At 42.4% G+C, this 24,664-nt stretch carries 31 protein-coding genes; 10 read left to right on the top strand and 21 right to left on the bottom strand.

All coding sequences use genetic code 11. The features are described from left to right. Positions 1 to 19: 19 nt before the first annotated feature. The 4 genes from E2R65_RS02325 to E2R65_RS02310 all read right to left on the bottom strand — a co-directional run bounded on the left by E2R65_RS02325 (position 20) and on the right by E2R65_RS02310 (position 4,680). The gene (locus tag E2R65_RS02325) at positions 20 to 409 is read right to left on the bottom strand and encodes a hypothetical protein (RefSeq protein WP_134334856.1); all 390 of its coding nucleotides are present in this window, start codon (positions 407 to 409) and stop codon (positions 20 to 22) included. A gap of 64 nt (positions 410 to 473) precedes the next feature. Next, positions 474 to 1,343, bottom strand: coding sequence for an aldo/keto reductase (locus E2R65_RS02320; RefSeq protein ID WP_134334855.1), 870 nt, complete (start codon positions 1,341 to 1,343; stop codon positions 474 to 476). 141 nt (positions 1,344 to 1,484) lie between these two features. Beyond that, entirely contained in the window at positions 1,485 to 1,889 is a 405-nt protein-coding gene (locus E2R65_RS02315; RefSeq protein ID WP_134334854.1) for a DUF1761 domain-containing protein, read from the bottom strand. A gap of 61 nt (positions 1,890 to 1,950) precedes the next feature. Then, positions 1,951 to 4,680 (bottom strand): carboxypeptidase regulatory-like domain-containing protein, encoded by a 2,730-nt coding sequence (locus E2R65_RS02310; RefSeq protein WP_134334853.1) that lies wholly within the window; start codon positions 4,678 to 4,680, stop codon positions 1,951 to 1,953. A 177-nt stretch (positions 4,681 to 4,857) separates the two neighbouring features. On the opposite strand from E2R65_RS02310, the gene E2R65_RS02305 reads away from it, so the two are divergent. After that, positions 4,858 to 5,331, top strand: a complete 474-nt coding sequence (locus E2R65_RS02305) for a CYTH domain-containing protein (protein WP_134334852.1) — start codon at positions 4,858 to 4,860, stop codon at positions 5,329 to 5,331. A 72-nt stretch (positions 5,332 to 5,403) separates the two neighbouring features. Here E2R65_RS02305 and E2R65_RS02300 read toward each other — a convergent pair whose 3' ends face one another. Next, positions 5,404 to 5,610 (bottom strand): hypothetical protein, encoded by a 207-nt coding sequence (locus E2R65_RS02300; RefSeq protein ID WP_067062306.1) that lies wholly within the window; start codon positions 5,608 to 5,610, stop codon positions 5,404 to 5,406. 552 nt (positions 5,611 to 6,162) lie between these two features. Between E2R65_RS02300 and E2R65_RS02295 the strand changes: the two genes are divergently transcribed. Continuing rightward, positions 6,163 to 6,363, top strand: a complete 201-nt coding sequence (locus tag E2R65_RS02295; RefSeq protein WP_134334851.1) for a hypothetical protein — start codon at positions 6,163 to 6,165, stop codon at positions 6,361 to 6,363. Further along, positions 6,354 to 6,668, top strand: coding sequence for a hypothetical protein (locus E2R65_RS02290; RefSeq protein ID WP_134334850.1), 315 nt, complete (start codon positions 6,354 to 6,356; stop codon positions 6,666 to 6,668). The genes E2R65_RS02295 and E2R65_RS02290 overlap by 10 nt, the downstream gene beginning before the upstream one ends. A gap of 87 nt (positions 6,669 to 6,755) precedes the next feature. Here the strand turns inward: E2R65_RS02290 and E2R65_RS19545 are convergent, their stop codons facing one another. The 8 genes from E2R65_RS19545 to E2R65_RS19530 all read right to left on the bottom strand — a co-directional run bounded on the left by E2R65_RS19545 (position 6,756) and on the right by E2R65_RS19530 (position 8,585). Next, entirely contained in the window at positions 6,756 to 6,929 is a 174-nt protein-coding gene (locus E2R65_RS19545; protein WP_158285197.1) for a hypothetical protein, read from the bottom strand. 42 nt (positions 6,930 to 6,971) lie between these two features. Continuing rightward, positions 6,972 to 7,193 (bottom strand): hypothetical protein, encoded by a 222-nt coding sequence (locus E2R65_RS02285; RefSeq protein ID WP_134334849.1) that lies wholly within the window; start codon positions 7,191 to 7,193, stop codon positions 6,972 to 6,974. Between the two features lie 74 nt (positions 7,194 to 7,267). Continuing rightward, entirely contained in the window at positions 7,268 to 7,489 is a 222-nt protein-coding gene (locus E2R65_RS02280; RefSeq protein WP_134334848.1) for a hypothetical protein, read from the bottom strand. A 74-nt stretch (positions 7,490 to 7,563) separates the two neighbouring features. Next, a complete protein-coding gene (locus tag E2R65_RS02275) occupies positions 7,564 to 7,785 on the bottom strand; it encodes a hypothetical protein (protein WP_134334847.1) in 222 nt (73 codons plus the stop codon). A 68-nt stretch (positions 7,786 to 7,853) separates the two neighbouring features. Further along, the gene (locus E2R65_RS19540; RefSeq protein ID WP_158285196.1) at positions 7,854 to 8,003 is read right to left on the bottom strand and encodes a hypothetical protein; all 150 of its coding nucleotides are present in this window, start codon (positions 8,001 to 8,003) and stop codon (positions 7,854 to 7,856) included. A gap of 53 nt (positions 8,004 to 8,056) precedes the next feature. Further along, complete coding sequence (locus E2R65_RS19535; protein ID WP_158285195.1) at positions 8,057 to 8,206, bottom strand: hypothetical protein; 150 nt, start codon at positions 8,204 to 8,206, stop codon at positions 8,057 to 8,059. Positions 8,207 to 8,249: 43 nt separating this feature from the next. Further along, entirely contained in the window at positions 8,250 to 8,396 is a 147-nt protein-coding gene (locus E2R65_RS19700; RefSeq protein WP_183500299.1) for a hypothetical protein, read from the bottom strand. 42 nt (positions 8,397 to 8,438) lie between these two features. After that, on the bottom strand, positions 8,439 to 8,585 hold the full coding sequence (locus E2R65_RS19530; protein ID WP_158285194.1) for a hypothetical protein: 147 nt from the start codon (positions 8,583 to 8,585) through the stop codon (positions 8,439 to 8,441). A 329-nt stretch (positions 8,586 to 8,914) separates the two neighbouring features. On the opposite strand from E2R65_RS19530, the gene E2R65_RS02270 reads away from it, so the two are divergent. Then, positions 8,915 to 10,351 carry a tetratricopeptide repeat protein gene (locus E2R65_RS02270; protein ID WP_158285193.1) on the top strand — a complete coding sequence of 479 codons (1,437 nt, stop codon included), beginning with the start codon at positions 8,915 to 8,917 and terminating at the stop codon, positions 10,349 to 10,351. 7 nt (positions 10,352 to 10,358) lie between these two features. Here E2R65_RS02270 and E2R65_RS02265 read toward each other — a convergent pair whose 3' ends face one another. The 4 genes from E2R65_RS02265 to E2R65_RS02250 all read right to left on the bottom strand — a co-directional run bounded on the left by E2R65_RS02265 (position 10,359) and on the right by E2R65_RS02250 (position 14,364). Continuing rightward, the gene (locus tag E2R65_RS02265; protein ID WP_134334845.1) at positions 10,359 to 10,649 is read right to left on the bottom strand and encodes a hypothetical protein; all 291 of its coding nucleotides are present in this window, start codon (positions 10,647 to 10,649) and stop codon (positions 10,359 to 10,361) included. Positions 10,650 to 10,882: 233 nt separating this feature from the next. Further along, complete coding sequence (locus E2R65_RS02260) at positions 10,883 to 11,257, bottom strand: helix-turn-helix domain-containing protein (protein WP_229704599.1); 375 nt, start codon at positions 11,255 to 11,257, stop codon at positions 10,883 to 10,885. 155 nt (positions 11,258 to 11,412) lie between these two features. Then, positions 11,413 to 13,698, bottom strand: a complete 2,286-nt coding sequence (locus tag E2R65_RS02255; protein ID WP_134334844.1) for an ATP-dependent helicase — start codon at positions 13,696 to 13,698, stop codon at positions 11,413 to 11,415. 243 nt (positions 13,699 to 13,941) lie between these two features. Further along, entirely contained in the window at positions 13,942 to 14,364 is a 423-nt protein-coding gene (locus E2R65_RS02250; protein ID WP_204986268.1) for a hypothetical protein, read from the bottom strand. A gap of 120 nt (positions 14,365 to 14,484) precedes the next feature. Here E2R65_RS02250 and E2R65_RS02245 point away from each other — a divergent pair, with 120 nt between their 5' ends. After that, a complete protein-coding gene (locus E2R65_RS02245; protein ID WP_204986267.1) occupies positions 14,485 to 15,240 on the top strand; it encodes a hypothetical protein in 756 nt (251 codons plus the stop codon). On the opposite strand, the gene E2R65_RS19525 is transcribed toward E2R65_RS02245, so the two are convergent. After that, positions 15,233 to 15,385: a hypothetical protein gene (locus E2R65_RS19525; RefSeq protein ID WP_158285192.1), complete on the bottom strand. Its 153-nt coding sequence runs from the start codon at positions 15,383 to 15,385 to the stop codon at positions 15,233 to 15,235. The two genes, E2R65_RS02245 and E2R65_RS19525, sit on opposite strands and share 8 nt — an antisense overlap. Further along, entirely contained in the window at positions 15,382 to 16,533 is a 1,152-nt protein-coding gene (locus tag E2R65_RS02240; RefSeq protein ID WP_229704598.1) for a DUF695 domain-containing protein, read from the bottom strand. The genes E2R65_RS19525 and E2R65_RS02240 overlap by 4 nt, the downstream gene beginning before the upstream one ends. 86 nt (positions 16,534 to 16,619) lie before the next feature. On the opposite strand from E2R65_RS02240, the gene E2R65_RS02235 reads away from it, so the two are divergent. Together E2R65_RS02235 and E2R65_RS02230 are read left to right on the top strand one after the other, a co-directional pair. Continuing rightward, on the top strand, positions 16,620 to 18,641 hold the full coding sequence (locus E2R65_RS02235; protein WP_134334843.1) for a thioredoxin domain-containing protein: 2,022 nt from the start codon (positions 16,620 to 16,622) through the stop codon (positions 18,639 to 18,641). A 170-nt stretch (positions 18,642 to 18,811) separates the two neighbouring features. Then, a complete protein-coding gene (locus E2R65_RS02230; RefSeq protein WP_134334842.1) occupies positions 18,812 to 19,312 on the top strand; it encodes an FKBP-type peptidyl-prolyl cis-trans isomerase in 501 nt (166 codons plus the stop codon). A gap of 171 nt (positions 19,313 to 19,483) precedes the next feature. On the opposite strand, the gene E2R65_RS02225 is transcribed toward E2R65_RS02230, so the two are convergent. Together E2R65_RS02225 and E2R65_RS02220 are read right to left on the bottom strand one after the other, a co-directional pair. Next, on the bottom strand, positions 19,484 to 20,179 hold the full coding sequence (locus E2R65_RS02225; protein ID WP_134334841.1) for a toxin-antitoxin system YwqK family antitoxin: 696 nt from the start codon (positions 20,177 to 20,179) through the stop codon (positions 19,484 to 19,486). Between the two features lie 17 nt (positions 20,180 to 20,196). Further along, complete coding sequence (locus E2R65_RS02220) at positions 20,197 to 20,625, bottom strand: PH domain-containing protein (protein WP_134334840.1); 429 nt, start codon at positions 20,623 to 20,625, stop codon at positions 20,197 to 20,199. A gap of 314 nt (positions 20,626 to 20,939) precedes the next feature. Between E2R65_RS02220 and E2R65_RS02215 the strand changes: the two genes are divergently transcribed. The 3 genes from E2R65_RS02215 to E2R65_RS02205 all read left to right on the top strand — a co-directional run bounded on the left by E2R65_RS02215 (position 20,940) and on the right by E2R65_RS02205 (position 24,659). Continuing rightward, positions 20,940 to 22,028: a fatty acid desaturase gene (locus tag E2R65_RS02215; protein WP_134334839.1), complete on the top strand. Its 1,089-nt coding sequence runs from the start codon at positions 20,940 to 20,942 to the stop codon at positions 22,026 to 22,028. Positions 22,029 to 22,179: 151 nt separating this feature from the next. Beyond that, entirely contained in the window at positions 22,180 to 23,721 is a 1,542-nt protein-coding gene (locus tag E2R65_RS02210; RefSeq protein WP_134334838.1) for a TolB family protein, read from the top strand. Between the two features lie 23 nt (positions 23,722 to 23,744). Continuing rightward, positions 23,745 to 24,659, top strand: coding sequence for a sugar phosphate isomerase/epimerase family protein (locus tag E2R65_RS02205; RefSeq protein WP_134334837.1), 915 nt, complete (start codon positions 23,745 to 23,747; stop codon positions 24,657 to 24,659). The last annotated feature ends 5 nt before the right edge of the window (positions 24,660 to 24,664 follow it).

Here is a 24,664-nt window from a genome sequence, read left to right as displayed (position 1 = left end):
TTTACTTTTGATTTTTAACTTAATTTTTACCGGCATACTCCCATTGGCCTTGCGGGTTTCTTTTGTAGCGTGCGGTATGGTTGGTGCCATCTATTTTAAAGCTAAATTCAAACGTATGCTGGGTTGGGTCATCCGGCAAAAACTGTTCTACAATGCTGTCGGCAACTAATTGTACGGTATCCTTTTTAGGGAATTGCTTAATTTGGGCTTGCAGGCTTGCCTGGTAATCTGCAAAGGTTACAAAGGCAGGCTGATTATTATTTTGTAAGCGGGCGGCATTAAAAGCAGCTTCTTCTGCCTGCCGGCGGTATTCTTCCATCGCTTTAAGCAAACTATCGGCGTTAATTTCGGGCATGCCGTCTGCACCATGCGCATAATAACTGTTCAGGATCTCTTCTTTACTTTTCATCAGGGCAAAAATACATATTAGCAAAAAAGGATGCTGAATTTAAACAGCATCCTTTTTGTTTAGGCTAACCAACCGGCGGCGATATGCCATCCAGTTCGTTCATATCCACGTCATCCAGCGTAATGCCGGCGGTTTTTATATTTTCTTCCAGGTGGGCTACGCTTGATGTGCCCGGTATCAGCAATATGTTTTTTGAGTGATTAAGCAACCAGCTTAATGCTACCTGATGAACAGTTGCGCTATGTTTTTCGGCAATATGTTTCAGCTTTTCCTGCGCGGCCACATTGCCTGCATTTAGCGGATACCAGGGAATGAATGCAATGTCGTTATCCTCGCAGTAGTTTAAAACGCCTTCCCATTTACGGTTATCCACGCTGTACATATTTTGTACAGATACCACCTCAAAATAATCCTGTGCTTTTTTAATATCGTCCATATCAACTTCTGATAAGCCGATGTGCCTTATTTTACCATCGGCCTGGGCTTGCTTTAAAAATTCAAATGTTTGTTTGGCCGGTATGTTGGGGTCAATACGGTGTAATTGATACAGGTCTATCTGGTCTTGCTTTAAACGTTTAAGGCTGCCTTCCAGGGCTTCTTTTAAGTGCGCCGCACTTGCATTAACAGGCCATTGATCTGGCCCGGTACGCAGCAGGCCGCCCTTTGTACCTATGATCAGGTCGGCAGGATAGGGGTAAAGCGCTTCAGCTATCAGTTCTTCAGAAATGTAGGGGCCATAACTGTCGGCTGTGTCAATAAAATTAACACCCAGTTCAACCGCGCGTTTTAATACACGGATGGCTTCATCGTGATCTTTTGGCGGGCCCCAAATACCTTTGCCCGTAATGCGCATGGCGCCGTAACCTAAACGGTTTACTTCCAGGTCGCCGCCTATGCTAAATGTTTTTTGAAATGTTTTTGTTTCGTTGCTCATAATTACCTTTTCTGATGATATGAATTAAAGTAACGCTAAGTAAACTGTATTGTTCGGTACAATGGTTCATTCCAATGTCATATAGGCTAACTGCGTAATAACAATTTCAAATCGGATGCAGATATAAGCAAGAGGGATATATTATCGCCAGGCACCTAATATGGCGCCCATAATGGTTAGCGCTACTACGCTGTATCCGCCGTTAATGAAAATATAACGCCAGCCTTTCAGCTCAAACAAACTATGTGTTGCTATTGCACCAAACGCCCATATCCCCGCAAGGAAACCCGCAGTGGCTCCCCAGGCAAGGTCGGTTTTAGGTTCTGCTAAAAAAGCAGCCAGATTGGCTGCCATAATCAAGGCAAATAAAAAGGTAAAACCAAAAATTTTGGCTTTGTTACCTTTTTTTATTTCTGCTGCAGTAAGCTTGCTATCTGCCATCCAGGCTTTTCCAAACAGGCTGTTTGAATACCAAATGCCACCAACAGCAAAGCCGGATAAGGCCGCTACCAATACAGCGGGCCAGTTAATTAATGATGCATCCATACGTTTAGGTTTTTTAGGTTACCTAAATGTGGCAATTAATAATGGTATATGCAAATGCCCATTATTTTACAGTATAACGTATAATATAACGGCCCAGGTTACCGTCGGCATCCATACCCTCGATAGTTGCACGATAGGTGCCCTTACCATCCGCGTTAAAATATTCCATAAAAGTTGCACCGGTGGTTTTATCCGTTTTAACCTTGGGGCTCCAGTAAATTGTACTGCGCAGGTCGCCGCCAAAAGCACCTTGTTTTAGCGGATCGTAGCGTGGGGAATAAAACTCGCGTGTAACACCGTATCCCTGGGCATTATAAGTAAGCAGGTTACCTTTAGGCAGCATTTCCTGCAGTTGGGCTAATGATATTTTTGTACCTTCTATTTTTTTGGTGATGATGGATATAATCCCGTCCGAATCGTAGTTTTTATTAATGCTACTAAGCCCGTCATTTCTAAATACCTCAATATTCTCTACATCGGCACCCCTAAAGGTGTTTAGGTAAGAGTAATCCATTGGCCTGCCATTTATAAAAATTTGTATCGGCTTTCGGTTAGGATTGGATACATTCTTTGAAAAAAAGAGTGTGTTATTTTCAGCACTTATACCTAATAGCATAGATGGAAGGCAGGTATATAGATTAGGGCAATCCTTAAACCTTTCGCCCGGCACTGCCTGGTCGGCCATCATGGGTAAGCCGGATAATGAACCATAGTCGCTATGACTTGGCTTTCTTACTAATGATGTGGCTTTGATCACTACCTCTTTTAAGATATGCAGATTATCATATTGCCTTTTGGTGTTAAGCAGCAATGGTTTAATGGTGCTGTCAATATCGGTAACTTCGTCTGTTACGTATGGGTTTTTAGTAGGCGGCTGGTAGCTATCGCCTTCTACAGATATCATCAGGTTTCTGCTGTTTACGTTATTGCGTGCATTTAAAACGATCTGCGCCGAATCCGGGAAGTTAAGTTTAGAGAATTTGAAATTGCCGGTCATATCTGTTACGGTTTCAAATAGCTGGTTTTTACCTGCTATCTGCATCCTCAGATTGCCTTTTGCAACAGGCATACCTGTATTATTGCGCAGCATACCCGTTACCTCCAGGCCGGATTGCTCTGGGAATAATTGTATTTGCGGGAATTTACCTGTTAAAATATTACGGTAGGAAATGCGGCGATAACCTTGCGTAAGCATCAAAATATCAAGGTTAGCATCAGCGTTTTGATCTTTACCTGTAAAATAGTAATTGGCTTTCTCTATATAGCCCTTAATCTCTGATGTAAGTAAAAGGTTCGAAAAAATGGTGTTTTCGGCATTTTCATCAGAGGGTACCTTATCTTCATCAACAACCGATACTGAAAATTCGCCGGTAACAGGCAGTGTTTTGTTTTTGGCCAGTACAGATAGTTTTACCTTTTGCCTGGTGTTATATATTTTACGATCGGGTGTGAGGGTGAGGTTCAGCATATCGTTATGCTTGATAAATATAATACGCTCGCTTAAGGCGATGCCGCGTTCGCTAAAAAGCGTTAGCTGCATAATACCGGTCGGGAATTTGCTTTTAGGGATAGCCGCGCTGTAAACGGGCGTTTGTAAAACGGTTTGCGCCGCAAAATATATAGCACCGCCGTTTTGCACAACTATATAATAGGCCTTACCCTGGTTGGCTTTAAAGTAAGGTTCGTTTGCAGATAGTTTAATGCTGATACTATCTGCAGCGCTATTATATACAGCCATAGTAATGCCTGCCGGTTTTATGCGTGGCATATCATAAGTGGCATTAATACCATCGGCAAAGGTAATGATAGCTTTGTAAGTTTTGCCATCCTGCGGCATCAAGGCAAATATACCCATACCCAGGTGCTGCGATTCCAGCGTGGCCACAACAGTGCCGGTATTATCTGTTATAGTGCCTTTTACATTAATGCCAAGCCCGTTATTATTTACTGCCTTAAAGGCAACCTTTGAACGTACACCCAGTGTAAGTTCGCCACCTTCGGGGAAAAACTGCACATCGCGTTCGGCAACTGCTGCATTAAGCGCAAATTTATTTAACGATTCCCGGCGGTTACCCAACTCAATAGATGTTGTTAGCGTTGCATTTTTTAAAGAAGCGGATGCATTTTCATTCAAAACAACATTTATCAATCCGTTTTGGTCGGTTGTGCTTTTTCCTTTGCTTATTTCGTCCCCGGCGGGCGTTGTAATGCTCCAATTAACACGCTTATTGGCCAGCGCGGGTTCGCCGGGTTGTTTGTAGCTAATGGTAGCAGTTATTTTTTGCTTACCGGCGGCATCGGCTGTTTTAAAGGCAATGTTTGTGTTAACCACACTTTGTATAGCGTTGCCTATGGCTATATTTTTATGATAAAAGTAATCGTTATCAAAGTTGCGCATGTAGGCGGTGTAGCCCCTTAAATGGTAATTGCCCTGCTTATACACATCCGGGGTAAGAATAATGTTGCCGTTTGCTACACCATTGGTAACAGGCAGCTTTACAACCTTTACCATCGAATCCTGATTGGTGGCTATATCAACATACACAATATTGCTTAGTGTGCTGGGCTGGTGCCTATCGGCAGTTATATATGCTTTAAACCAAATGGTATCGCCGGCACTGTAATAGGGCTTATCTAAATGCAGGTAAACTTTTTCTATCGGGTAGCTGTAAGCAAACTTGCTTGTTTTGGTGATGATGGTATTCAGGCTAACCGTGTCTCTTTGTGCCAGTGCAGGCGCAACAAAGCAGGTAACCATTAGCAGCGACAGCGCGATTTTTTTAAGGCTCATTGAAATAATTAAAGTAGCGTGGCTAATATAAACATTTAGCTTTACTGCATGTTGGCAGGATTTTGTTTTAACATTTGTTAACGTTTACGCCAAAATCAAAATACGGTTTAAATGTACCGTATAAACGTGTTTTTATAAAAACTATTATTGTAATTTACCCGCTACAAACAAGCCTGTATGCCAACCGAGATAGAAAGAAAATTTTTAGTGGATGATGCTAAATGGGGCCAGCTGAACAAGCCGCCGGGTAAACCCTATAAGCAAGGTTATATTTTAAGCGAAGAGCAGCGAACTGTACGCATACGGGTTACCGGTACTGCTGCATACCTTACCCTTAAGGGTGCAGCAACAGGTATAAGCCGCAGCGAATATGAATATGCCATACCGGTAGCAGAAGGGGAAGAGATACTAAAAAACTTTGCGGATGCGGTTGTCGAGAAGCTGCGTTATCATATTAACCATGCCGGGCATTTGTGGGAAGTAGATGTTTTTACGGGGGATAATACCGGGCTTATTGTGGCCGAAATAGAATTAGATAAGGAAGACGAAGCATTTGAAAAACCGGATTGGGTTACCCTTGAGGTAAGCCACGATGGCCGCTACACTAACGCCAGCTTATCTGTATATCCCTATAAAGATTGGAAAAAATAAGCCGGACTAAATGTTGGCGCATAAAAAAACCTGCCTTGTTAAAGCAGGTTTTTTTATTGGATGAAATATAAATTACCAGCCAGATCCTTTTTTAGCATTACCAGCTTTGATATGCTCTTCTGCAGTAGCTTTGCCCATGATAGCAGCCATTTTATTACCTTCTGCATCTTTGCCTGTAGCAATGTATCTGCCAGATTTAATGTCGATAACAGGATCGATCATTGGAACATTTTTAGTTTTTGTTTTTACTGAATACGCGGTGATTCCTGAAGCTGCCATGTTTAGTTGTTTTAAGTTTTAATTGTAACTGTATTAATAATGTTTTGTTTCATTCCCTGTTAGATGAGCCGTTGCTGACAGAACAGGGGATTTTAAATACGCTGGCAATATATGTATTTATACTTAACTAACAAATTGTGCCAAGGCTGATTTTTTGCACGTGGCCACTTCACACAGCCGGATGAAATGTACCTTAAGCCTTTAATGAGGTGGTTTTTAATAGCTGGCTAATTAGAGAATGTAAACCAGTTAAAGCAAGTTAAATGATGGCTGTAAGGCAGTAACCATGTTTATTTCAGCTAAATGCAGTTTATAGTATCAAAACCGCATTATACAATTTGTTTTAAGGTTTATTGTTTTGATCTTTTATCAACGCAATCAGCTACGTGCAGCTACATGTTTTTGAAAATTATATTCTCGGGATCACCTTATCCGGCTTTTAAATGTATCAGTATCGTTACATAATTTATCCTTGTGGCCGGATGCCTGTAACCGGTATCCGAACTTTTTAGCAACTGGAACGTTTATGTGTCATAAACAATAAATATCATTATGAAACCATATACCATATTAAGTATCTGTACGCTTGCCCTGGCATCATGCGCCGGCAGTGGAAACAAGGGTGCCGACACTACAAAAACTACAGCAGGCGATACCTCTGCAGAAGCATCAGCTACATGGAATGCACCGGCACAAAACATGGAGTATTGCTTTATACACACTGAAGGCACCAGTAACCAGCAGTGCATTTAGTAATTAAAGCTGGTAAGGTAAGCGGCGAAATGCAATGGATCCCCAAAGAAAAAGATGCACGTAAGGGGACTTTAGAGGGGGTGTTGAATGGTAATGATATTAAAGCCGTATGGAAATTTATGCAGGAAGGTACAACAGATACGCTTGGTGTTGTATTCCAGCTATCGGCCCAGCAACTTGCGCAAAAACCATTTAAAGTAGTTAAGGATGGTCGCCAGCAAACTGATACTGCCGCCGGTTATACCTTAATGTATAAACTTGATAATTGTACCAAATTTAAAACGGCAGTAAAACCGGCATTATAAAACTTTAAATCCGGCATTCCCGGCCATAAATGCCTCGTTGATATTAACGGGGCATTTTTTCTATATGATTTTTAGGCTGATCAACAATTAATCGGCGGTGGCAATATCAGATTTTGGAGCGTTTGCATTTTTAACAGAAACGGTTATGCTGTCTTCCTGCAACTTGTTTTGCTCGGTTTTGTTGCCTGCTTTGGTAGTTAGCGAAAATGCTGCTACTGCTGATGTTAATATTAAGGCTGCTGCTATGATTACTTTTTTCATTTTTTTTGCTGTAATTAATTTGATATGCAGGTTGTGTATTAATTAGTCGGCAGTGCCTACGTCTTTTTTGTTGTCTGCGGTACCTACATCTTTTTTGTTATCAGCAGTACCTACGTCTTTTTTATTGTCGGCAGTACCTACATCCTTTTTGTTTCTAGCATCGGCAGTGCCTACATCTTTTTTGTTAGATAAAACAGAAGCGTTAGCTGTAGATAATGCGCCTGTGCTTAAAATTAATGCTGCTGCTATGATGAATTTTTTCATGATCGTTATATGTTGAGGGTGTGAGATTATATTGTGTATTTATATGTTTTGTTCTTACTTATTCCTGAGATTGATTAGTCGGCAGTGCCTACGTCTTTTTTGTTGTCTGCGGTACCTACATCTTTTTTGTTATCAGCGGTGCCTACGTCTTTTTTATTGTCGGCAGTACCTACATCCTTTTTGTTTTTAGCATCGGCAGTGCCTACATCTTTTTTGTTAGATAAAACAGAAGCGTTAGCTGTAGATAATGCGCCTGTGCTTAAAATTAATGCTGCTGCTATGATGAATTTTTTCATGATCGTTATATGTTGAGGGTGTGGGATTATATTGTGTATTTATATGTTTTGTTCTTACTTATTCCTGAGATTGATTAGTCGGCAGTGCCTACGTCCTTTTTGTTGTCTGCGGTACCTACATCTTTTTTGTTATCAGCGGTGCCTACATCTTTTTTATTGTCGGCAGTACCTACATCCTTTTTGTTCTTAGCATCGGCAGTGCCCACATCTTTTTTGTTAGATAAAGCAGAAGCGTTAGTTGTAGATAATGCGCCTGTGCTTAAAATTAATACTGCTGCTATGATGAATTTTTTCATGATGGTTATATTTTAGGGTGTATTATTTGTGTTGGTGTATTTTATTGATAGTTGTTATCTGGTTGTTCTTAATCAGCTGTGCCTACATCTTTTTTGTTGGCGGTAGTGCTTTTTTCAAAAGTTGCTGTTGGGGCAAGTGTTTTTTCTTTGGTACACGATGTACTTAAAATGCCTGTGCTTGCTATTAATATGGCTGCTGCTACAATTGATTTTTTCATGTGTTAGTATTTTAGTCAGGGGTTTTTTTAATTGGAATTATGCTTCAGAATAATTAGTCGGCGGTACCTATATCTTTTTTTACAAGTGCCAGGCTTGGGTCAACAGAATTAATGGCGATGGGCTTAACGTTAGCTTGTTTGGTATAGGATGGTAAAGCTGCGGTTGTTAAGATGACGGCTACTGCGAAAACTATCTTTTTCATAAAATTTATTTTATATATCCAACGTATTTTAATTGTTAATTAACTAATCGGCTGTGCCTACATCTTTTCTGATAGATACCGGGCTTTGGGCAATGGTTATTTCGGTTGGCTTTACGGTGATCTGTTTAGTGTAAGATGGTAACACACCTGTTGCTAAGATCAATGCTGCTGCTATAATTAACTTTTTCATATTATGCGTTTTAAGTATTCTGTTTTAAGGTTTATTGATCAATTAATCTGCTGTTCCGATGTCTTTTCGGGCACCGGTTGTTGCTTTTAAAAATACATCCAGCGTAATGCGTGCGCTTTGCTGTTTAACACACGATGTAAGCAGTAATCCGCCTAACAAAACCAGGTATGCTATTATGTTTTTTCTCATATTTTCACAATCAATAACTCATTTTTTATTTATACTATAAGTAAATTTTAATTATTCGACTATTAATAATAGTTTAGTGCATTTACTGTAACTATTGGTTAATAGTATAATCATATTTTTCCGATTATTGTTTTTATCAATAATATATTTTTAACTCTATAACTTATTAACAGTCAATAATTTAACATCACAAATATAATTATGTTTTTTAATTATCAGGCAATGTTGAAAAAAAAATTTCAGGATGCTGCTTACATTAAATTTATTCTATTGAAGTAATGTTACAATTATTTCATAACTTTCACTTTATTATAACGTATGAAGCATTGATGAATAAAATTTTTACGCTTTTTATTTTATTTTTATTTACCAATGCTATTTGCATCAAGGCCAATGCCCAGGTTGGCCAACAAGATAGCAATGAGGTGGTAAAGCTAAATAAGCAAGCCTATGATAACCGTTTAACAAGCCCCGATCAAACCATCGCCTTTGCCAATAAGGCCCTGGCTATTGCAGAAAAAGCAGGCTATGAAAAAGGTGTGGGCGAAGCTTACCGCGTAAGGGGTATAGGAAACTATTATTTAAATATGGCCAGTGCTGCCATACATGATTATTTGCAGGCCTTATCAGTATTTTCAAAAATTAAGGATCTGAGGAACGAGGCTAAGGTTTATAATAATATTGGTAACCTGTATCTGGATAATAATTATGCAAGTTCGTTAGAGTACCTTAAAAAATCATTGGCTATTGCGCAAAAGCTGAATGATAAACAGCTGATAGGCTCGTCGTATCTTAATATCGGCAACGTTTACTATCGCAAAAAAAGCTTTTACCAGGCACTTACCTATTACGATAAAGGGAATAGCATCTTTATGTCTATCAAGGATACGGTTAACCTGATCCAGGCACTGCAAAACAGGGGGGTAATATATTTTAACCTGAACCAGTTTGATAAGGCCGAAAACCTTTTGCTGGCGGCAAATAAGGCAGCTAAAGAAATGGATCTTAATAAACCGGTTGCCAGCACAAACCTTACGCTGGCATCATTATATATAGCGCAAAGGCGTTTTGACGAGGCCGAAAGAATTGTACGGGAAGGGCAGGCTTACTCTAAAGCGGTGAAGGATGAAAAGCTGGAATCGGATTATAATTATACCATTTACCAGTTAGAATCTAAGCGCAAAAATTACGAACGGGCATTATATTATCTGCAGACGATCTTTAGGCAGGATAGTACCATTTACACTTCAAATGAGTCTACCCAGATCAATATGATGCAGGAGCAGTTTAAGCAGCAGGCCAGGCAGCGTGAGAACGAACTGACCATCCAGCGGCAGCAGAACGACCGGATAAAGTTTTGGGCCGTTACCGTTGTAGCTGGCCTTTTATCGGTTGTTATAGTTTTACTGGTAAGTAATGTAAAGCGTAAAACAATAACCAATACCAAACTTACTGAACTGAACGAGGAGGTATCACGGCAGAAGGATAACCTGGACAGGGTTAATCATCATCTGGAAGAGATCATTGATGAACGCACTAAAGATCTGCAGATCAAGAATAAAAAGCTTTCTGAATACTCATCCTACCTGTCGCACCAGATCCGCGGACCAATTGCTACCTTACGCGGGTTAATGAACCTGGAAAAGGAAGGCCTTGTAGATGAAAAAGAATGTATTAATATGATGGATAAATGCGTATCTGATATTGATCAAAAGATCATCGAAATGAGCGATATGCTGAACGACTCGGGCAAAAACGTATTTTAAATAATACTTATAAGCCCGGATACGTGCTGTGTATCTGCGCTTCCATCAACCCTAAATACATACAATATCTTGATATCATTTGCAGAATTAACAGCTGCCTGTGCCTTTTGTAGCCCTCGGTTTCAAATGCCAGGGTCTCATTACCGGCGGTAACAAAAAACCTTACTTCCCCCTCGCGTTGTTTTACCCGCGACCTGAATAAATCAAATGCTTTTACTTTTAACTTGCTGCGCCTGTCATGTATGGTCCCAACTTTTAGTTGGTCGGCATTTGAAATAGATATCATGTAGTTAGACATAGATAGTTTTTAGTTGTACAAATGCTGTACAATTTTAAAACCAAACGCGATGTAAAACACATGCCATCAAAATTTTAAACAAAAAAATGGTAATTAATAAGATTTTTTGTCATTTGATGCAATTAATTAATCAAGGTTTAATTTAATTGCACTAAAATCAATTGATCTTTATAATTACCGATCTTTAAAAAAAATGTGATGTGTTGCGTATAATGAACAGTGTACAGCCAAACTTACATGGCAACGCCGCTTTTGCTTAACAGTTCTTCATACAATAAAATAACCTTGCGCTGTAAGTTGCTGATCTCAACTTCCCTGTCAACCAGTTTTTTCTGGATGATGCTCAGGCTTACATCTTGTGTGCTTGGCTCTTCGGTATATTCAAGCGATAAAAGATTAACAACGCTTACTTCAAAGATATTGGCAATTTGCTCCAGTCTGGATAAATTTATATCTGTAACGCCTGTTTCGATCTTTGAAAAGGCCGGGATAGATATACCCAACCGGTTGGCAACGTCTTCCTGGCTCCAGCCACGCTCATGGCGTAAAGTACGTATGTTTTTGCCTGCAGATTTGTTTGTTTTCTTTTTGATGGTATCGCTCATCATGTACATAATAGTTAATTAGGGGAAAAGGGTATTAACTATTGTCCAAACCTTGTGCCATATATTAAATATATGCTTATTGTGCGTATTTAACGCATAGTTAATGCTTATATATATAATTATGTGGAATTTACTCTACATAAATCGGGAATAGTGCGTCATTCTACCCCACTGATTATACTCAGTTTGGCAAATTTAAGCAGCAGTTGTTTTTGCCCTATCTCCTTAAAAAATATGGTCGCCTTAATATCGGGCTTGCTACCTTCTAAGGTAAGCACCTTGCCAAAACCAAAACGTTCGTGTTCAACCTGCATGCCAACCTGCAGGTTAGCGGTATCCGAAGGTTTAAAACCGGCAGATGGTACGTGCGCTTTAGCCAGTATAGATGTGGTTTTAACCGGTGGCGCAGTAGCTGCTTTTGGTTTAGAATAAGTATCGTTTTTACGGGTCCAGGCACTGCGTTCATCATCAAAGGACGAGCCCGCAGACGGCGCCGGTTTGGCCGTAAAATCAAGCTCCAGGTACTTGGCGTCTATCTCATCTAAAAAACGGCTTGGCTCGCAGTTGATGAGCGTGCCGAATTTAAAGCGCGATGTAGCGTAGCTGATGGTTAATTTATACTCGGCGCGGGTAATGGCTACGTAGAACAAGCGGCGCTCTTCTTCCAGGTCGCTGCGCGAGTTAAGCGACATTTGCGAAGGGAACAGGTTCTCTTCCAGCCCCACAATATGCACTTGGGGAAATTCCAGCCCTTTAGAGGAGTGAATGGTCATTAACGATACCGTATCGGCATCCTTGTTTTTATCCTTATCATCATTGGTTAAAAGGGCCACATCCTGCATAAAAATATCCAGTCCTTTTTCCTCAATATCCTCCCGTTCAGAAAACTCTTTGATCCCGTTCAACAGTTCCTGGATGTTTTCATACCGGTTAAGCCCTTCTACAGATTTATCCTCGTAAAGATCCTTAAGCAGGCCCGAGTGCTGTGCAATATGCAGGGCAGCCTCGTAAGCGCTCTGGTTTTTAGTGATCACCTGGAAGCTCTGGATCATGGCAGCAAAGGCATTTAAGGATGCCGGGGTTTTGTCTACATAGCGGTTTGCCTCTAATATCACCTCAAAAGGCGTAATGTTGTTTTTGTCTGCAGCCACAATGATCCGGTCAACCGTAGTATCGCCAATGCCGCGTTTTGGGTAATTAATAACCCGTTTAAGCGCTTCCTCATCATTAGGGTTAAAGGTAAGGCGGAAGTAGGCTATCAAGTCCTTGATCTCTTTACGCTGATAAAAGGACAAGCCGCCATATATTTTATAAGGGATACCGTTCTTGCGCAAGGCCTCCTCCATCGAGCGGGACTGGGCATTGGTACGGTATAATATCGCGAAATCGTGCCACTTAAGGCCGTTTGAACTGCGCTGGAACATAATGGCATCAGCCACCAGCTTGCCTTCCTCATTATCGCTGAAAGCGCGCATTACCTTTATTTTATCGCCTGTCTCTTTTTCAGAAAAAACGTTCTTTTTAAGCTGTTCTTTGTTGTTGGCAATAATGCTATTGGCCACATTTACAATGTTTTGGGTGGAGCGATAGTTCTGCTCCAGCTTAAATATGTGCAGGTCGGGGTAGTCCTTCTCAAAGTTGAGGATGTTCTGGATATTGGCCCCGCGGAAGGCGTAGATACTTTGTGCATCATCGCCCACCACACAAATGTTCTCGTTAACGGCGGCAAGGCGTTTCACGATCAGGTACTGCGAAAAGTTGGTATCCTGATACTCATCCACCATCAGGTATTTAAACTTCTGCTGATACTTGTTCAATACATCGGCATGGAGTTTTAATAACTCGTTGGTTTTGAATAGCAAATCATCAAAATCCATAGCGCCGGCGCGGTAACAGCGCTGTGCGTAGGTTTCATAGATCTTGCCCAGCATGCCGCGGCCGCTGCTAAAATCATCGGCTTGTATCTGTTCGTTATTTTGATATTCCTGCCAGCCAACCAGGTTGTTTTTGGCTGCAGATATGCGGTTTAGCACAAAATTTACGCTATAAAGCTTATCATCCAGCTGCATTTCTTTGAGGATGGCGCGCAGTACGCTTTTACTGTCGTCGGTATCGTAAATAGTAAAATTGCTGGGGTAGCCGATGCGGTTGGCCTCCACCCGTAAAAGCTTGGCAAACACCGAGTGGAAGGTACCCATCCAGATGTTTTTGGCTTCGGGGCCGCAAATATGGTTGATCCGTTCGCGCATCTCGCGGGCGGCCTTGTTGGTAAAGGTAAGTACCAGTATATTAAAGCTATCCACACCACTGCGAATAAGGTGTGCCACCCTAAAGGTGATCACACGTGTTTTACCGGATCCCGCACCGGCAATGATCATTACCGGCCCCTTGGTTTGTAATACGGCTGCCTTTTGCTCGGGATTTAACCCCTCTAAATAATCCAAATCCTGTTCCTCTTTTCTTGTACCGCGAAATTAGTGTTTTGCACCGGAAAGCTAAATAAATTGGTAACTGAAATTTTCCACCATCCAATCTTGTTAACTACAAGGCAAATCTGATGAAATCCTGTATTGCTTAAAAAGCAAATTTTGGACCGGATCTGAGCGCCAAAAAACGACTTTTAAACGGATTAAAACGCCCCCGAAACGCCCTGTATGTATCTGATTTTGTTGGTTTTTGACCTACTTTTACAAAAAGATGAAATGATCAAAAAAAACGATCTTACAACCGTTTTTTAAGGCCTGATAAATTATCCACCCGAAGGGCAGCAGCCAGATCATATCGTTCCAAACGTTTACCCAAAAGAAGGCTGGGGCCAGCTTGCCCAGCCAAATGTAATATACCGAACCGATCGGCCCCAACACCTTGCCGATAAAGCCAACCAGTATCAGCGGCCAGTAGGCAACCGGATCTTTCGAGGCAAAATAATAAGCGATGCCATAAACCCCAACCAGCATCCCCACGCAACGCAAAATGATGAGCAGGAAATCGGTAGGAGGATTGCCGAACAAAATAATTTGCGGCCAGGCAGAGATCACTATCCCCCAAAAAATATTGTAAATGGCCGCCAGCAACATAATGGTTTTGGCGGCCCGGAGTTTGGTGTTCATAGGTACCGGTAAAAATAGGTTTTTGAGATCGAATGGCGTTGATGCGATAGATTATTATCTACCTTAGGCCAAGTTTACAATTAATAACAGCCTTATTGAGGCCTGAAAAAGGAGATCGTAATGATGGAACAACAAATAGTAAAAATGCAGAAGGACCTGTCATTCCTAAAATGGTACGCGGGTATTTTAACAACGCTTTTAGTTGCAGCGGTATCATTTGCTTTCACCCAAAAAAGTAAGGTAGCCCGTTTTGAAGAAATCTCTGCCGAACGCATCAACATAGTGGAGAAAACCGGGGCCTTAAGAATGGTTATTTCTAATAAAAGCCGCTCGCCCGAGGTATTGGCCTATGGCAAGGGCTTAACCCCGCCAATTCCCGGAGGTACGCGCCCCGGACTGATCTTTTTTAATGACGAGGGTACCGAAAACGGTGGCTTGGTATTTATGGGCCATAAGGATTCTACCGGGCGTTATTCGGCCACTGGTCATCTATCGTTCGATCAGTATAATCAAAACCAGGTACTTTACATGCAGTATGCCGATGATAACGGGGAACAAACCACCGGTTTGCATATCGACGACTGGCAAACGTCCCCGCCTTTTTGGGAATGGCGGGCAGGGTATAAAAAAGCACAGGCGCTGCCGGCAAGTGCCCAAAAAGATGCTTTGTTAAAGAAACTGATGGAACCGCAACCGGGCATAAAAGCTGTTGCACAACGTGTTTTTGTGGGGAAAAATGAGGAGAAAACGGCAATGGTAACATTAGCCGACCGCATGGGCAAGCCGAGGTTACAACTCCTTGTAGATTCTAACGGTGTAGCAAAACTTAACTTTTTAGATAAAGACGGTAAGGTTACTTACAGCTTGCCTAAATGATAATTAGGATATTTAAAGGCGGGTTGCCGAACAAAATAATTTGCGGCCAGGCCGAGATCACTATCCCCCAAAAAATATTGTAAATGGCCGCCAGCAGCATAATGGTTTTGGCAGCCCTGAGTTTGGTGTTATTGTATGGACTCAATTAATGAACTGATTAAATGATCGCCAATATTTGTCTTTATATATTCGATAACTTATAGGTGACTGAGATGAATACTTTTGTTTGATTTTATGGAATGTTTTTGATGGAAGCCTAAAGTCTTTACAGGCAAAATGTATTTCCCGAACGCCTTCAGATGTTTGTCGGCCAATATTTAAATAACCTTTAATATCCTCTAAATCATTAAGTATTTCATCTTCAATGCCATTAAGTAAAACAGAAGTTTTATTATCAGGCATGCCGTTTGTTGATAAACCGTTATACTTTATTTCAATAGTTGCTATCCAGGGATGAGAAGCCTTACTATCCCATTTTAAGAGGCCTGTATTTATTGCAGCAAGCAATTTATTTCCATTAACTAGTGTGCCTTCTAATAGAGAATAATTATCCTCCTGAGTATTGCGATTTGATGAATCATATTTTTCAACGAACTCTTTCTGCCGCCAAATCAAGAAATCTTTTAATTTTTCTATAGGAATTAGGTCAGCTGAGGCTTTGTTTTTGTCAACAAAACTTATATTATCAATAGTGGTTGCAAAGTTCAACTCCCCCAAAAAGTTATCTAAAAATATATACGAGCCATGGACGATTGCTTCTCTATTGGCTTCATCCAAATCATCATGTACAATATTGATATTTATTTCATCCGGAAAGTTCTCATTTTCTTCAGCATAAAAATTAATATTGTTTTTAGTGAACATGTAATTGTTCATTTTAATACTAACATTATCTATCGAGAGGGCAGGTTTTAAAGCCGTGAACACCCAATTATCAATTTTTGGTGCGGAGGATACTAATTCTTCTACAAAAACAATATTCTCAATGGCTCCGTCAGCAGTAAAAACCAATTCAACGGTTTCGTCATTCAACATACCTGTTAAATAAAAATAGCCATCCTTAAGTTCCTTAAGTTTAACAGATAATTTATCAAAAAAAACTTTTTCGATATTACCCTGCTCTTTTACAACTTTATAAAATGTGTTTTCGTGTTGTCTAAACCAGTCCCAAAAGGTTTCGTAAGAAGTTATAGGTGCCTCTTTTTGTTTAAAGATATTTTTAAAAAAACTCACTGTGATGTTTATGTTGCTGGTCAAATATAACGGAATTGCTTCAAAATCAAATTTTGCCAAGCGATATGTTTACATGAGGCTGCTATATTTGTTTTGTCAAAAACAAACACCTAATTAAGTGTTGTTATAATACATCTACCACCAACATGAACAAACTGGCCAACTCTACCTCGCCCTATTTATTACAGCATGCCAACAACCCGGTTAACTGGTTCCCCTGGGGGCCCGAAGCGCTGCAAAAAGCTAAGGACGAGAATAAACTGATACTGGTGAGTATAGGTTACTCTGCTTGCCACTGGTGCCACGTAATGGAGCACGAGAGCTTTGAGGACGAGGCCGTAGCCGGGGTAATGAACGAGTACTTTGTGTGCATTAAGGTGGATAGGGAAGAGCGCCCGGACGTAGACCAGATCTATATGAGTGCCATTCAACTGATGAGTGGCCGCGGCGGCTGGCCGCTCAACTGCATTTGCCTGCCCGATCAGCGGCCTATTTACGGCGGTACCTATTTCCGCAAGAACGATTGGGCATCGCTGCTGCTTAACCTGGCCGATTTTTATAAAACCAAACCCGATGAAGCCGAGGATTATGCCGTACGCTTAACCGAGGGCATCAAACAATATGAATCAGTTGCTTTTGTAAAAGAGCAGCCTGCTTACACCAAAGCGGATCTGCAAACCATCCTGACTACCTGGCGCAAGTATATCGACCCGGTAGAGGGGGGCTTTGGCGGTGCACCAAAATTCCCGATGCCAACTAACTCCTTGTTTTTAATGCGTTATGCCCACCTGATGAAGGATGAAGAGGTTGCAAAGAATGTAAAGCTTACCCTCAAAAAAATGGCTTTCGGTGGTATTTATGATCATATTGGTGGCGGCTTTGCCCGTTACGCGGTTGATGGTGTTTGGCATGTGCCGCACTTCGAGAAAATGCTTTATGATAACGGCCAACTGGTGAGCCTGTATGCCGAGGCTTACACCTGGAACCCCAACCCGCTTTATAAAACTGTAGTTGACGAGATCATCACCTTTGTTAGCCGCGAATTAACATCGCCGGGTTACGGTTTTTACTCGGCGTTGGATGCCGACAGCGAGGGTAAGGAGGGTAAATTCTATATCTTTACCAAAGCCGAAATTGAGGAGATACTGGGCGATGAAGCCGATATATTTAATATTTACTACCACGTTACCGAAGATGGCAACTGGGAAGAGGAGCATTCCAACGTTTTCTATCGCCGCGAAGAGGATGCCGAACTGGCAGAAAAATTAGGGCTAACCGTGGAGGAACTGGTGAGCCGCATAAACGCATCCCGCCAAAAGGTTTTAAATGCCCGCAGCAACCGCGTACGCCCCGGCCTGGATAATAAGATCCTGGCATCATGGAACGGCCTGATGCTAAAAGGCCTGTGCGAAGCCTACCGCACTTTTAATGATCCCCAATATTTAGAACTTGCTTTGAAGAATGCTGAATTTATAAACAATAACCTTATCTCTGGTGCCAGGATAAGCCGTGTTTATAAAACCAACACCTCCCTCTCCTTCGGAGAGGGCTGGGGAGAGGCCTCCTTCCTGGATGATTATGCCAATATTATTGAGGCTTTTATAGCCCTTTACGAAGTGACTTTTGATGAAGTGTGGCTGATACAGGCCCAAAAGCTGGCCGATTATACCCTGGCCCACTATTATGATCAGGAGGGGGGGATCTTTTTTTACACTGCAGATAACGATGAGATGCTGATCGCCCGTAAATGTGAAATTATGGATGGGGTGATCCCGGCGTCAAACTCGGTAATGGCACGTAATTTAAAAAAACTGGGCCTGTTTTTTGATAATGAGGGCTACCTGGAGGTATCGGGGCAATTGCTGCGTAACCTGCTGCCGCACCTGGCCAAATATGCCACAGCCTACTCCAATTGGTGTGTTTTACTGCTTGATGAAGTTTTTGGCACTTACGAGGTAGCTATTACAGGTAACGATGCCGAAGCAAAGCGGATGGAAATGGAACTACATTATATTCCCAATAAAATAATATTGGGCGGTAAAGATGGAAGTTTACCTTTGCTGGCACAAAGGTTTAACAACCAAACGCGCATATTTGTATGCCGGGATAAAACCTGTGGTTTGCCGGCTTACAATATAGCAGATGCATTAAAACAAATAAATAATTAATTCCTTATACAAATAAACAGGTATTGAGATAACCCGGTTTAAAAACCAGGACGGAGTTCCAAGCCTTAAAAACAACATTAGATGAAACCATCATGAGCTAAGGCTCGCAAACCGGAATTTGTAAAACGGCTCATGATAGCTTCATCTCCTTAAAAAAACAAATTATACTGATGAAAATTCAACCACAGCACGTAGTATCGTTAACATACGATCTGTATGTTAACAAAGAAGACGGAACAGAAGGCTTACAGGAAAGCGCCACGCAAGAGCAGCCACTAACCTTTTTGTTTGGTGCAGGCCAGATGATACCAAAATTTGAAGAAGAATTAAGCACCCTGTCAACAGGCGATACCTACGATTTCAGGATCTCTGCTGCAGAAGGTTACGGCGAGTTTGATGAAGAAGCGGTAGCTAACCTGCCTAAAGAAATGTTCCAGGGGCAGGATCTGCCGCAGATAGGCGAGGTTTTACCTTTGCAGGATAACAATGGCAACCGTTTTCAGGGCCAGGTGGTATCATTAACAGAGGATTCGGTTATTGTTGACCTGAACCACCCGATGGCCGGCCAGGAATTGCACTTTAAAGGCGAGATCCTGAACGTGCGCCCTGCAACCCCCGAAGAATTATCGCACGGCCACGCACACGGCCCGGATGGTCATCACGATCACTAATCTTTAAATAATATAAATACTTAAAAGAATGTCATTTCGATAACGCATGCCGGGGCATGTGCAGTGGCGCGAAAGAGAAATCTTGTACATCATGCTTACCAAGCGTAACAGATTTCTCCTCACACTATTGCATTATCCACCCCGTGTTTATCGAAATGACATGCTTTTTTTCTAATCAAAATCCAGGTGCCCGTCGTCGCTTACATAGCATCTCATCATAATACGGCAGGCTATCGGCTGGCCGTTAAGGGTTGCGGGGGTAAACATCAGGTCGTCCGGGTTGGGCAGCTTTAGGTTCATGTTCACCACCCTGATAGTTGCGCCCATCGGGTTGCTAAGTAGGGTTACCTTATAATCAGCCAGCCTGCCACCGGGGCTTACCAGTAATTCTACAATAGCCGTTATAAACCGCCTGTCAATCTGCGCCAGGTCGTTGGGTATCTTAAACAGTTTTAAATAGGGCAGGTAGCCATAATAAATACCGCCAATTTTAACGGGTTTGGTAATTGCGGCCGTATCTATCACCTGGTCAATAAAATACCTTAAATGCGATGTAGTATCTTCTCTGGCCTCAAAATATAATTTTTTAAGCGTGTAATTATAGGTTTGCACCACTACGCCCTTCTCGTTATAAAACTGCCAAAGGCCAACCTGCCTGTCGTTATTAAATTCGCCGGTGGCAACAACGGTTTTGCCATTGTATAAAGCCTGGTAGGGCCCCTGCCGGGTAATGCCATCGCTTTTAAGTACGCTGTAAATTTCTTTTACCGATGCCAGCAGCTTATATTTTTTCTTAACGGTTTCTTGTGCAAAGGCATGGTTTAAAAAAAGCAGCCCGGCAAAAAAAAGTAGATAACGTTTTAACATTTTGGTAGATGAATATATTAAACGGCTTTAGGAATATACCCGATTGCCGGGTTTATGTTTTGAAGTTCGGCAATAAAATCATCCTTATTTACGGGTGATATCACTACCGAATCGTGTTGGCCGTAAAACAGTTCCAGCCGGTCTAAAGATAAGGCTGGCGCGCTCAGGATGCTGTTGGTTGGGGCAATCTTTTTAATATCTGCTACAGGTATGGCCAGGTTAACAAAAAAGCCGCATTTTATGCTCAGTGTGCCATCGGTATAAATAGTATAATGCGTGTTAAAAACTATCGGGAATACGATAACGCCGGTTAGGCCCAGGCAAAGTATGCCGGATAGATAAAGGCCGTTAAAAAAGTAGCTGATCTCGATAACAATTAAAACGGCAAGCAGCACATATACAATAAAACCTCGTTTGGAGGGGTAATCCTTATTGATGTTGACCATAATATAAAGATAGGTAAAAACCTATAATTATAAACTGCTACACCTGTTGCCGGTATAATCCTGCTTTTAAGATCTGAAACAGCTTTTAATAGCCATGGGTTTTAAAAAATCGCTATTTGCGAACAGAAAAACTGCTTTTTTACACTTGCACAGAGCGCAGCAATTGCCGGGCTAACGCTGCAATTGCTAAACGTATTTAAGGGTAGCTTTTAATTATACTTTAAGTTATTTAGTGAAATTTAAAAACTGATGTGTATCTTTATTCCGTAAATTTCCGTTAAACCCCCAATTAATTTAAACTAAAAAAGATACGAATGGCATTTATACACACTGTGCTGCAAGAACCATCTTACGGGTGGAAGGATGCTAACGGCGAACTCTCCAAGCCAACCCCAAAGCAGATCTTCGCTGAATTTTTTTCGAGGCTAAACGTATTTAAGGATAAAAAAAACTGGCTGTCTTTTATGAGCTGGGCAATGGTATTGTTCCTGGCACCTTTTTTATTCCTGTTTTTATTTAAGTATTTTTCTGTTACCGGCCTGGTTATCGCCTTTGTTTACAGCATGATGGTGATGGGCACCCACGGTACCATCTGGTATCACCGGTACTGCACCCACGGGGCTTTCAAATTCCGCAACAATTTCTGGCGTTTTGTAACCCAGAACCTTACCCTCAAGATCATCCCCGAAGAGATCTATGCCATATCGCACCACGTGCATCACGCCTTATCTGATACCCCCGGCGACCCATACAACGCGCAGGGTGGTTTTCTGTACTGTTTTTTGGCAGATGCCAATCATCAGCCGGTAAACCGTAATTTGGATGAAAAAGGCTTTAACCGCTGCATCACTTTAATGAAACATACCGGTGTTACCTGTAACACTTACGCGCAGTATAAAAAATGGGGTTCAATAGCCAACCCTTTCCACATGATATTGGGCGTTGTAGCCAACTGGGCATTCTGGTTTACCGTGTTTTATTTGCTTGGCGGTATTGGCGTGGCCTGTGCCTTATTTGGCGCTGCCGGTTTTTGGGCGGTAGGTGTGCGTACCTTTAACTACGAAGGCCACGGTAAAGGCGAAGACAAGCGCCGCGAAGGGGTAGATCATAACTTTAAGGATATGTCTATCAACCAGCTTTGGCCGGGTATTGTAGCAGGCGAATGGCATAACAACCACCACCTGTACCCAAAAAGCGCACGGTCGGGCTTTAAGCCGCACCAGGTAGACAGCGCCTGGTACTATATCAAGTTTATGCACATGATAGGCGCCGTAAGCCATTACCACGATTCTAAAAAGCAATTTTATAAGGATTATATTAAGCCTGTACCGGTTAAGGCAGTGGCCGAACCTGTATTTTGCCCTACAACTGGCAAGCAGATATTTGCCACAGATATTATTTAACAAACCATGATACTATTTTAACATAGTAAACTATGGCCACCAAAAAAGGGATGCGAAAGCATCCCTTTTTTGGTGAAAAGCGGTTTTTAAACTGTGATTTTTACAAATGATTATCTAACTTTAACAACCAATTGTAATTAACTATACTTTAATGTATAAAAAAATTATCTGCCTGTTTATTGGCTTGCTGGCAAGTGCTGTACTTGCCGCTGCCGGTTTTGCCCAAACAGGGCCGGCCGGTATTTTTGATGGCAACAACGATATTGGGCTGTTAAAGCACCGGGGCAGTGTGGGGTATGATGCAAAGCTGCAGCAGTACACGGTGGCAGGCGCGGGCACCAATATGTGGTTTGGGCAGGATGAGTTTCACCTGGTGTGGAAAAAGATAAAAGGCGATTTTATACTGCTTACCCATGCGGCCTTTATAGGTAAAGGTACCGAGGCGCACCGTAAGTTGGGCTTAATGGTGCGTAAAACATTAAACGCAAATTCGGCACATATAAGTGCGGTGGTGCATGGCGATGGGTTAACATCGCTGCAGTACCGCGTAGCGGATGGCGACAGCACCCGCGAAAAAAGAGCCGCCATAACCGCCGCAGAGGTGATCCGCTTAGAACGAAAGGGCACATCCTATACCATGGCTGTTGCCCGCAAGGGTGATGTTTTCGGGCCCGAAGAAAAGATAGACCTTAACCTGGGCGACGAAGTTTATGTGGGCATATTTGTATGCTCGCACAACCCGGATGTGGTAGAAAAGGCAGTATTCAGCAACGTGCGTATTGTGGTGCCTGCCCCCGCCGGCCTGGTTGCCTACAAAAAATACATCGGCAGCAATATAGAGGTGCTGGACATGGCAACCCAAAACAGCCGCATTGTTTACCAGTCGCCCAAATCTTTACAAGCCCCCAACTGGACAACCGACAACAAATCGCTTATTTACAACAGCGAGGGCCTGCTATATAAGTTTAATTTGGCAACCAGCACACCATCCGTATTAAACACCGGGTCGGCCACAGGCAACAATAACGATCATGTGATCTCTTTCGACGGCAGGTGGCTAACCATCAGCGATAATAAAAATGGCGGCCCATCAATTGGCTATGTGCTGCCCGTTACCGGTGGCGAACCGCGCAGGGTTACCCAAACGGGTAAAGGAGCATCGTACATGCATGGCTGGTCGCCGGATGGTAAATACCTGGTGTTTTGCGGCGAGCGTAATCAGGAGTATGATGTTTACCGCGTGCCCGTTGCAGGCGGGGCAGAAGAGCGTTTAACCAGTACCCCCGGGCTGGACGATGGCCCCGAATACACCCCCGATGGCAAACATATCTACTTTAATTCGGTACGCAGCGGCCTGATGCAGATCTGGCGGATGGATGCCGATGGCAGCCACCAAACCCAGGTTACCGATGATGATAACAACAACTGGTTTCCGCATGTATCGCCCGATGGCAAATGGATCGTATTCATTACCTTTTTAAAAAGCGAGGTTGCCCCCGGCGATCATCCCTTTTATAAGCATGTTTATATCCGGGTAATGCCGGTAGGTGGCGGCCCTGTAAAAGTGGTGGCCTATCTGTACGGCGGTCAGGGTACCATCAATACGCCGTCGTGGTCGCCGGATAGTAAGCACATTGCCCTGGTAAGCAACACCGGTTTGTTGTTTCCGGCATTCCCGATAAGTAAAAATTAATCTCAACTAAATCTCAAAAAAAGATGACATCATCCCGCAGAAGCTTCCTTAAAAACAGCGCCATTGCAGCAACAGCAGCGGCCTTTATGCCAAATGATATTTTTGCATCGCCCGCCCGCATCCAGCGGGTAGGTATCCAGTTATACTCTGTACGCGATGCCATGAAAACCGACCCCGCCGGCACGCTTAAAAAACTGGCCGATATGGGTTACAAGCATGTAGAGCACGCCAACTACATAGACCGTAAATTTTACGGCTGGACGGCCAAAGAATTTAAAAAACGCCTGGACGATCTGGGCCTGCAGATGCCAAGCGGTCACACCGTGATGACACCCGCGCACTGGGATGCTGCCACCAATGATTTTACCGATGTTTGGAAACATACCGTGGAAGATGCCGCCTACATGGGGCAAAAATTTGTGATCAGCCCCTGGCTGGATGATAAGGTGCGCCACGATACCGACCTGCTGAAACGTACCATGGACCAGTTTAATAAAAGCGGCGAGCTTTGCCAGAAATTTGATATGAAATTTGGCTACCACAACCACGATTTTGAATTTACCACCATGGTAGGTGATATGCGCCTGTTTGATTACATTATGCAAAACACCGACCCTAACAAGGTATCGCAGCAGCTGGATATTGGTAACATGTACGGGCGCGAGAACGATGCTATATCCATCATTAATAAATACCCCGGCCGCTTTGTATCCATGCACGTAAAGGACGAGATAAAAAGCGCTGATAAAACCGAAGGTACCGGTTACGAAAGCACCATACTGGGCCGCGGCGTTTTGCCGGTTAAAGAGGTGTTAAAGGCAGCTAAAAAAACCGGCGGCACGGTGTATCTTATCATCGAGCAGGAATCATACCAGGGGCTGGACCCGATAGATTGTGTAAAAATTGATTTACAAACCATGAAAAAATGGGGATATTAACAGGT

Origin of the sequence: Mucilaginibacter phyllosphaerae (genome assembly GCF_004378255.1) — a bacterium.
Classification (GTDB): Bacteria; Bacteroidota; Bacteroidia; order Sphingobacteriales; family Sphingobacteriaceae; genus Mucilaginibacter; species Mucilaginibacter phyllosphaerae.
Note: the sequence above shows the minus strand (reverse complement) of the source record. Positions and strands in the feature narration are given on the sequence as shown.

Coding starts and splice junctions, on each gene's coding strand:
- E2R65_RS02325 (WP_134334856.1), bottom strand. CDS start 409: ATGAAAAGTAAAGAAGAGATCCTGAACAGTTATTATGCGCATGGTGCA.
- E2R65_RS02320 (WP_134334855.1), bottom strand. CDS start 1,343: ATGAGCAACGAAACAAAAACATTTCAAAAAACATTTAGCATAGGCGGC.
- E2R65_RS02315 (WP_134334854.1), bottom strand. CDS start 1,889: ATGGATGCATCATTAATTAACTGGCCCGCTGTATTGGTAGCGGCCTTA.
- E2R65_RS02310 (WP_134334853.1), bottom strand. CDS start 4,680: ATGAGCCTTAAAAAAATCGCGCTGTCGCTGCTAATGGTTACCTGCTTT.
- E2R65_RS02305 (WP_134334852.1), top strand. CDS start 4,858: ATGCCAACCGAGATAGAAAGAAAATTTTTAGTGGATGATGCTAAATGG.
- E2R65_RS02300 (WP_067062306.1), bottom strand. CDS start 5,610: ATGGCAGCTTCAGGAATCACCGCGTATTCAGTAAAAACAAAAACTAAA.
- E2R65_RS02295 (WP_134334851.1), top strand. CDS start 6,163: ATGAAACCATATACCATATTAAGTATCTGTACGCTTGCCCTGGCATCA.
- E2R65_RS19545 (WP_158285197.1), bottom strand. CDS start 6,929: ATGAAAAAAGTAATCATAGCAGCAGCCTTAATATTAACATCAGCAGTA.
- E2R65_RS02285 (WP_134334849.1), bottom strand. CDS start 7,193: ATGAAAAAATTCATCATAGCAGCAGCATTAATTTTAAGCACAGGCGCA.
- E2R65_RS02280 (WP_134334848.1), bottom strand. CDS start 7,489: ATGAAAAAATTCATCATAGCAGCAGCATTAATTTTAAGCACAGGCGCA.
- E2R65_RS02275 (WP_134334847.1), bottom strand. CDS start 7,785: ATGAAAAAATTCATCATAGCAGCAGTATTAATTTTAAGCACAGGCGCA.
- E2R65_RS19540 (WP_158285196.1), bottom strand. CDS start 8,003: ATGAAAAAATCAATTGTAGCAGCAGCCATATTAATAGCAAGCACAGGC.
- E2R65_RS19535 (WP_158285195.1), bottom strand. CDS start 8,206: ATGAAAAAGATAGTTTTCGCAGTAGCCGTCATCTTAACAACCGCAGCT.
- E2R65_RS19700 (WP_183500299.1), bottom strand. CDS start 8,396: ATGAAAAAGTTAATTATAGCAGCAGCATTGATCTTAGCAACAGGTGTG.
- E2R65_RS19530 (WP_158285194.1), bottom strand. CDS start 8,585: ATGAGAAAAAACATAATAGCATACCTGGTTTTGTTAGGCGGATTACTG.
- E2R65_RS02270 (WP_158285193.1), top strand. CDS start 8,915: ATGAATAAAATTTTTACGCTTTTTATTTTATTTTTATTTACCAATGCT.
- E2R65_RS02265 (WP_134334845.1), bottom strand. CDS start 10,649: ATGTCTAACTACATGATATCTATTTCAAATGCCGACCAACTAAAAGTT.
- E2R65_RS02260 (WP_229704599.1), bottom strand. CDS start 11,257: ATGATGAGCGATACCATCAAAAAGAAAACAAACAAATCTGCAGGCAAA.
- E2R65_RS02250 (WP_204986268.1), bottom strand. CDS start 14,364: ATGAACACCAAACTCCGGGCCGCCAAAACCATTATGTTGCTGGCGGCC.
- E2R65_RS02245 (WP_204986267.1), top strand. CDS start 14,485: ATGATGGAACAACAAATAGTAAAAATGCAGAAGGACCTGTCATTCCTA.
- E2R65_RS02235 (WP_134334843.1), top strand. CDS start 16,620: ATGAACAAACTGGCCAACTCTACCTCGCCCTATTTATTACAGCATGCC.
- E2R65_RS02230 (WP_134334842.1), top strand. CDS start 18,812: ATGAAAATTCAACCACAGCACGTAGTATCGTTAACATACGATCTGTAT.
- E2R65_RS02225 (WP_134334841.1), bottom strand. CDS start 20,179: ATGTTAAAACGTTATCTACTTTTTTTTGCCGGGCTGCTTTTTTTAAAC.
- E2R65_RS02220 (WP_134334840.1), bottom strand. CDS start 20,625: ATGGTCAACATCAATAAGGATTACCCCTCCAAACGAGGTTTTATTGTA.
- E2R65_RS02215 (WP_134334839.1), top strand. CDS start 20,940: ATGGCATTTATACACACTGTGCTGCAAGAACCATCTTACGGGTGGAAG.
- E2R65_RS02210 (WP_134334838.1), top strand. CDS start 22,180: ATGTATAAAAAAATTATCTGCCTGTTTATTGGCTTGCTGGCAAGTGCT.
- E2R65_RS02205 (WP_134334837.1), top strand. CDS start 23,745: ATGACATCATCCCGCAGAAGCTTCCTTAAAAACAGCGCCATTGCAGCA.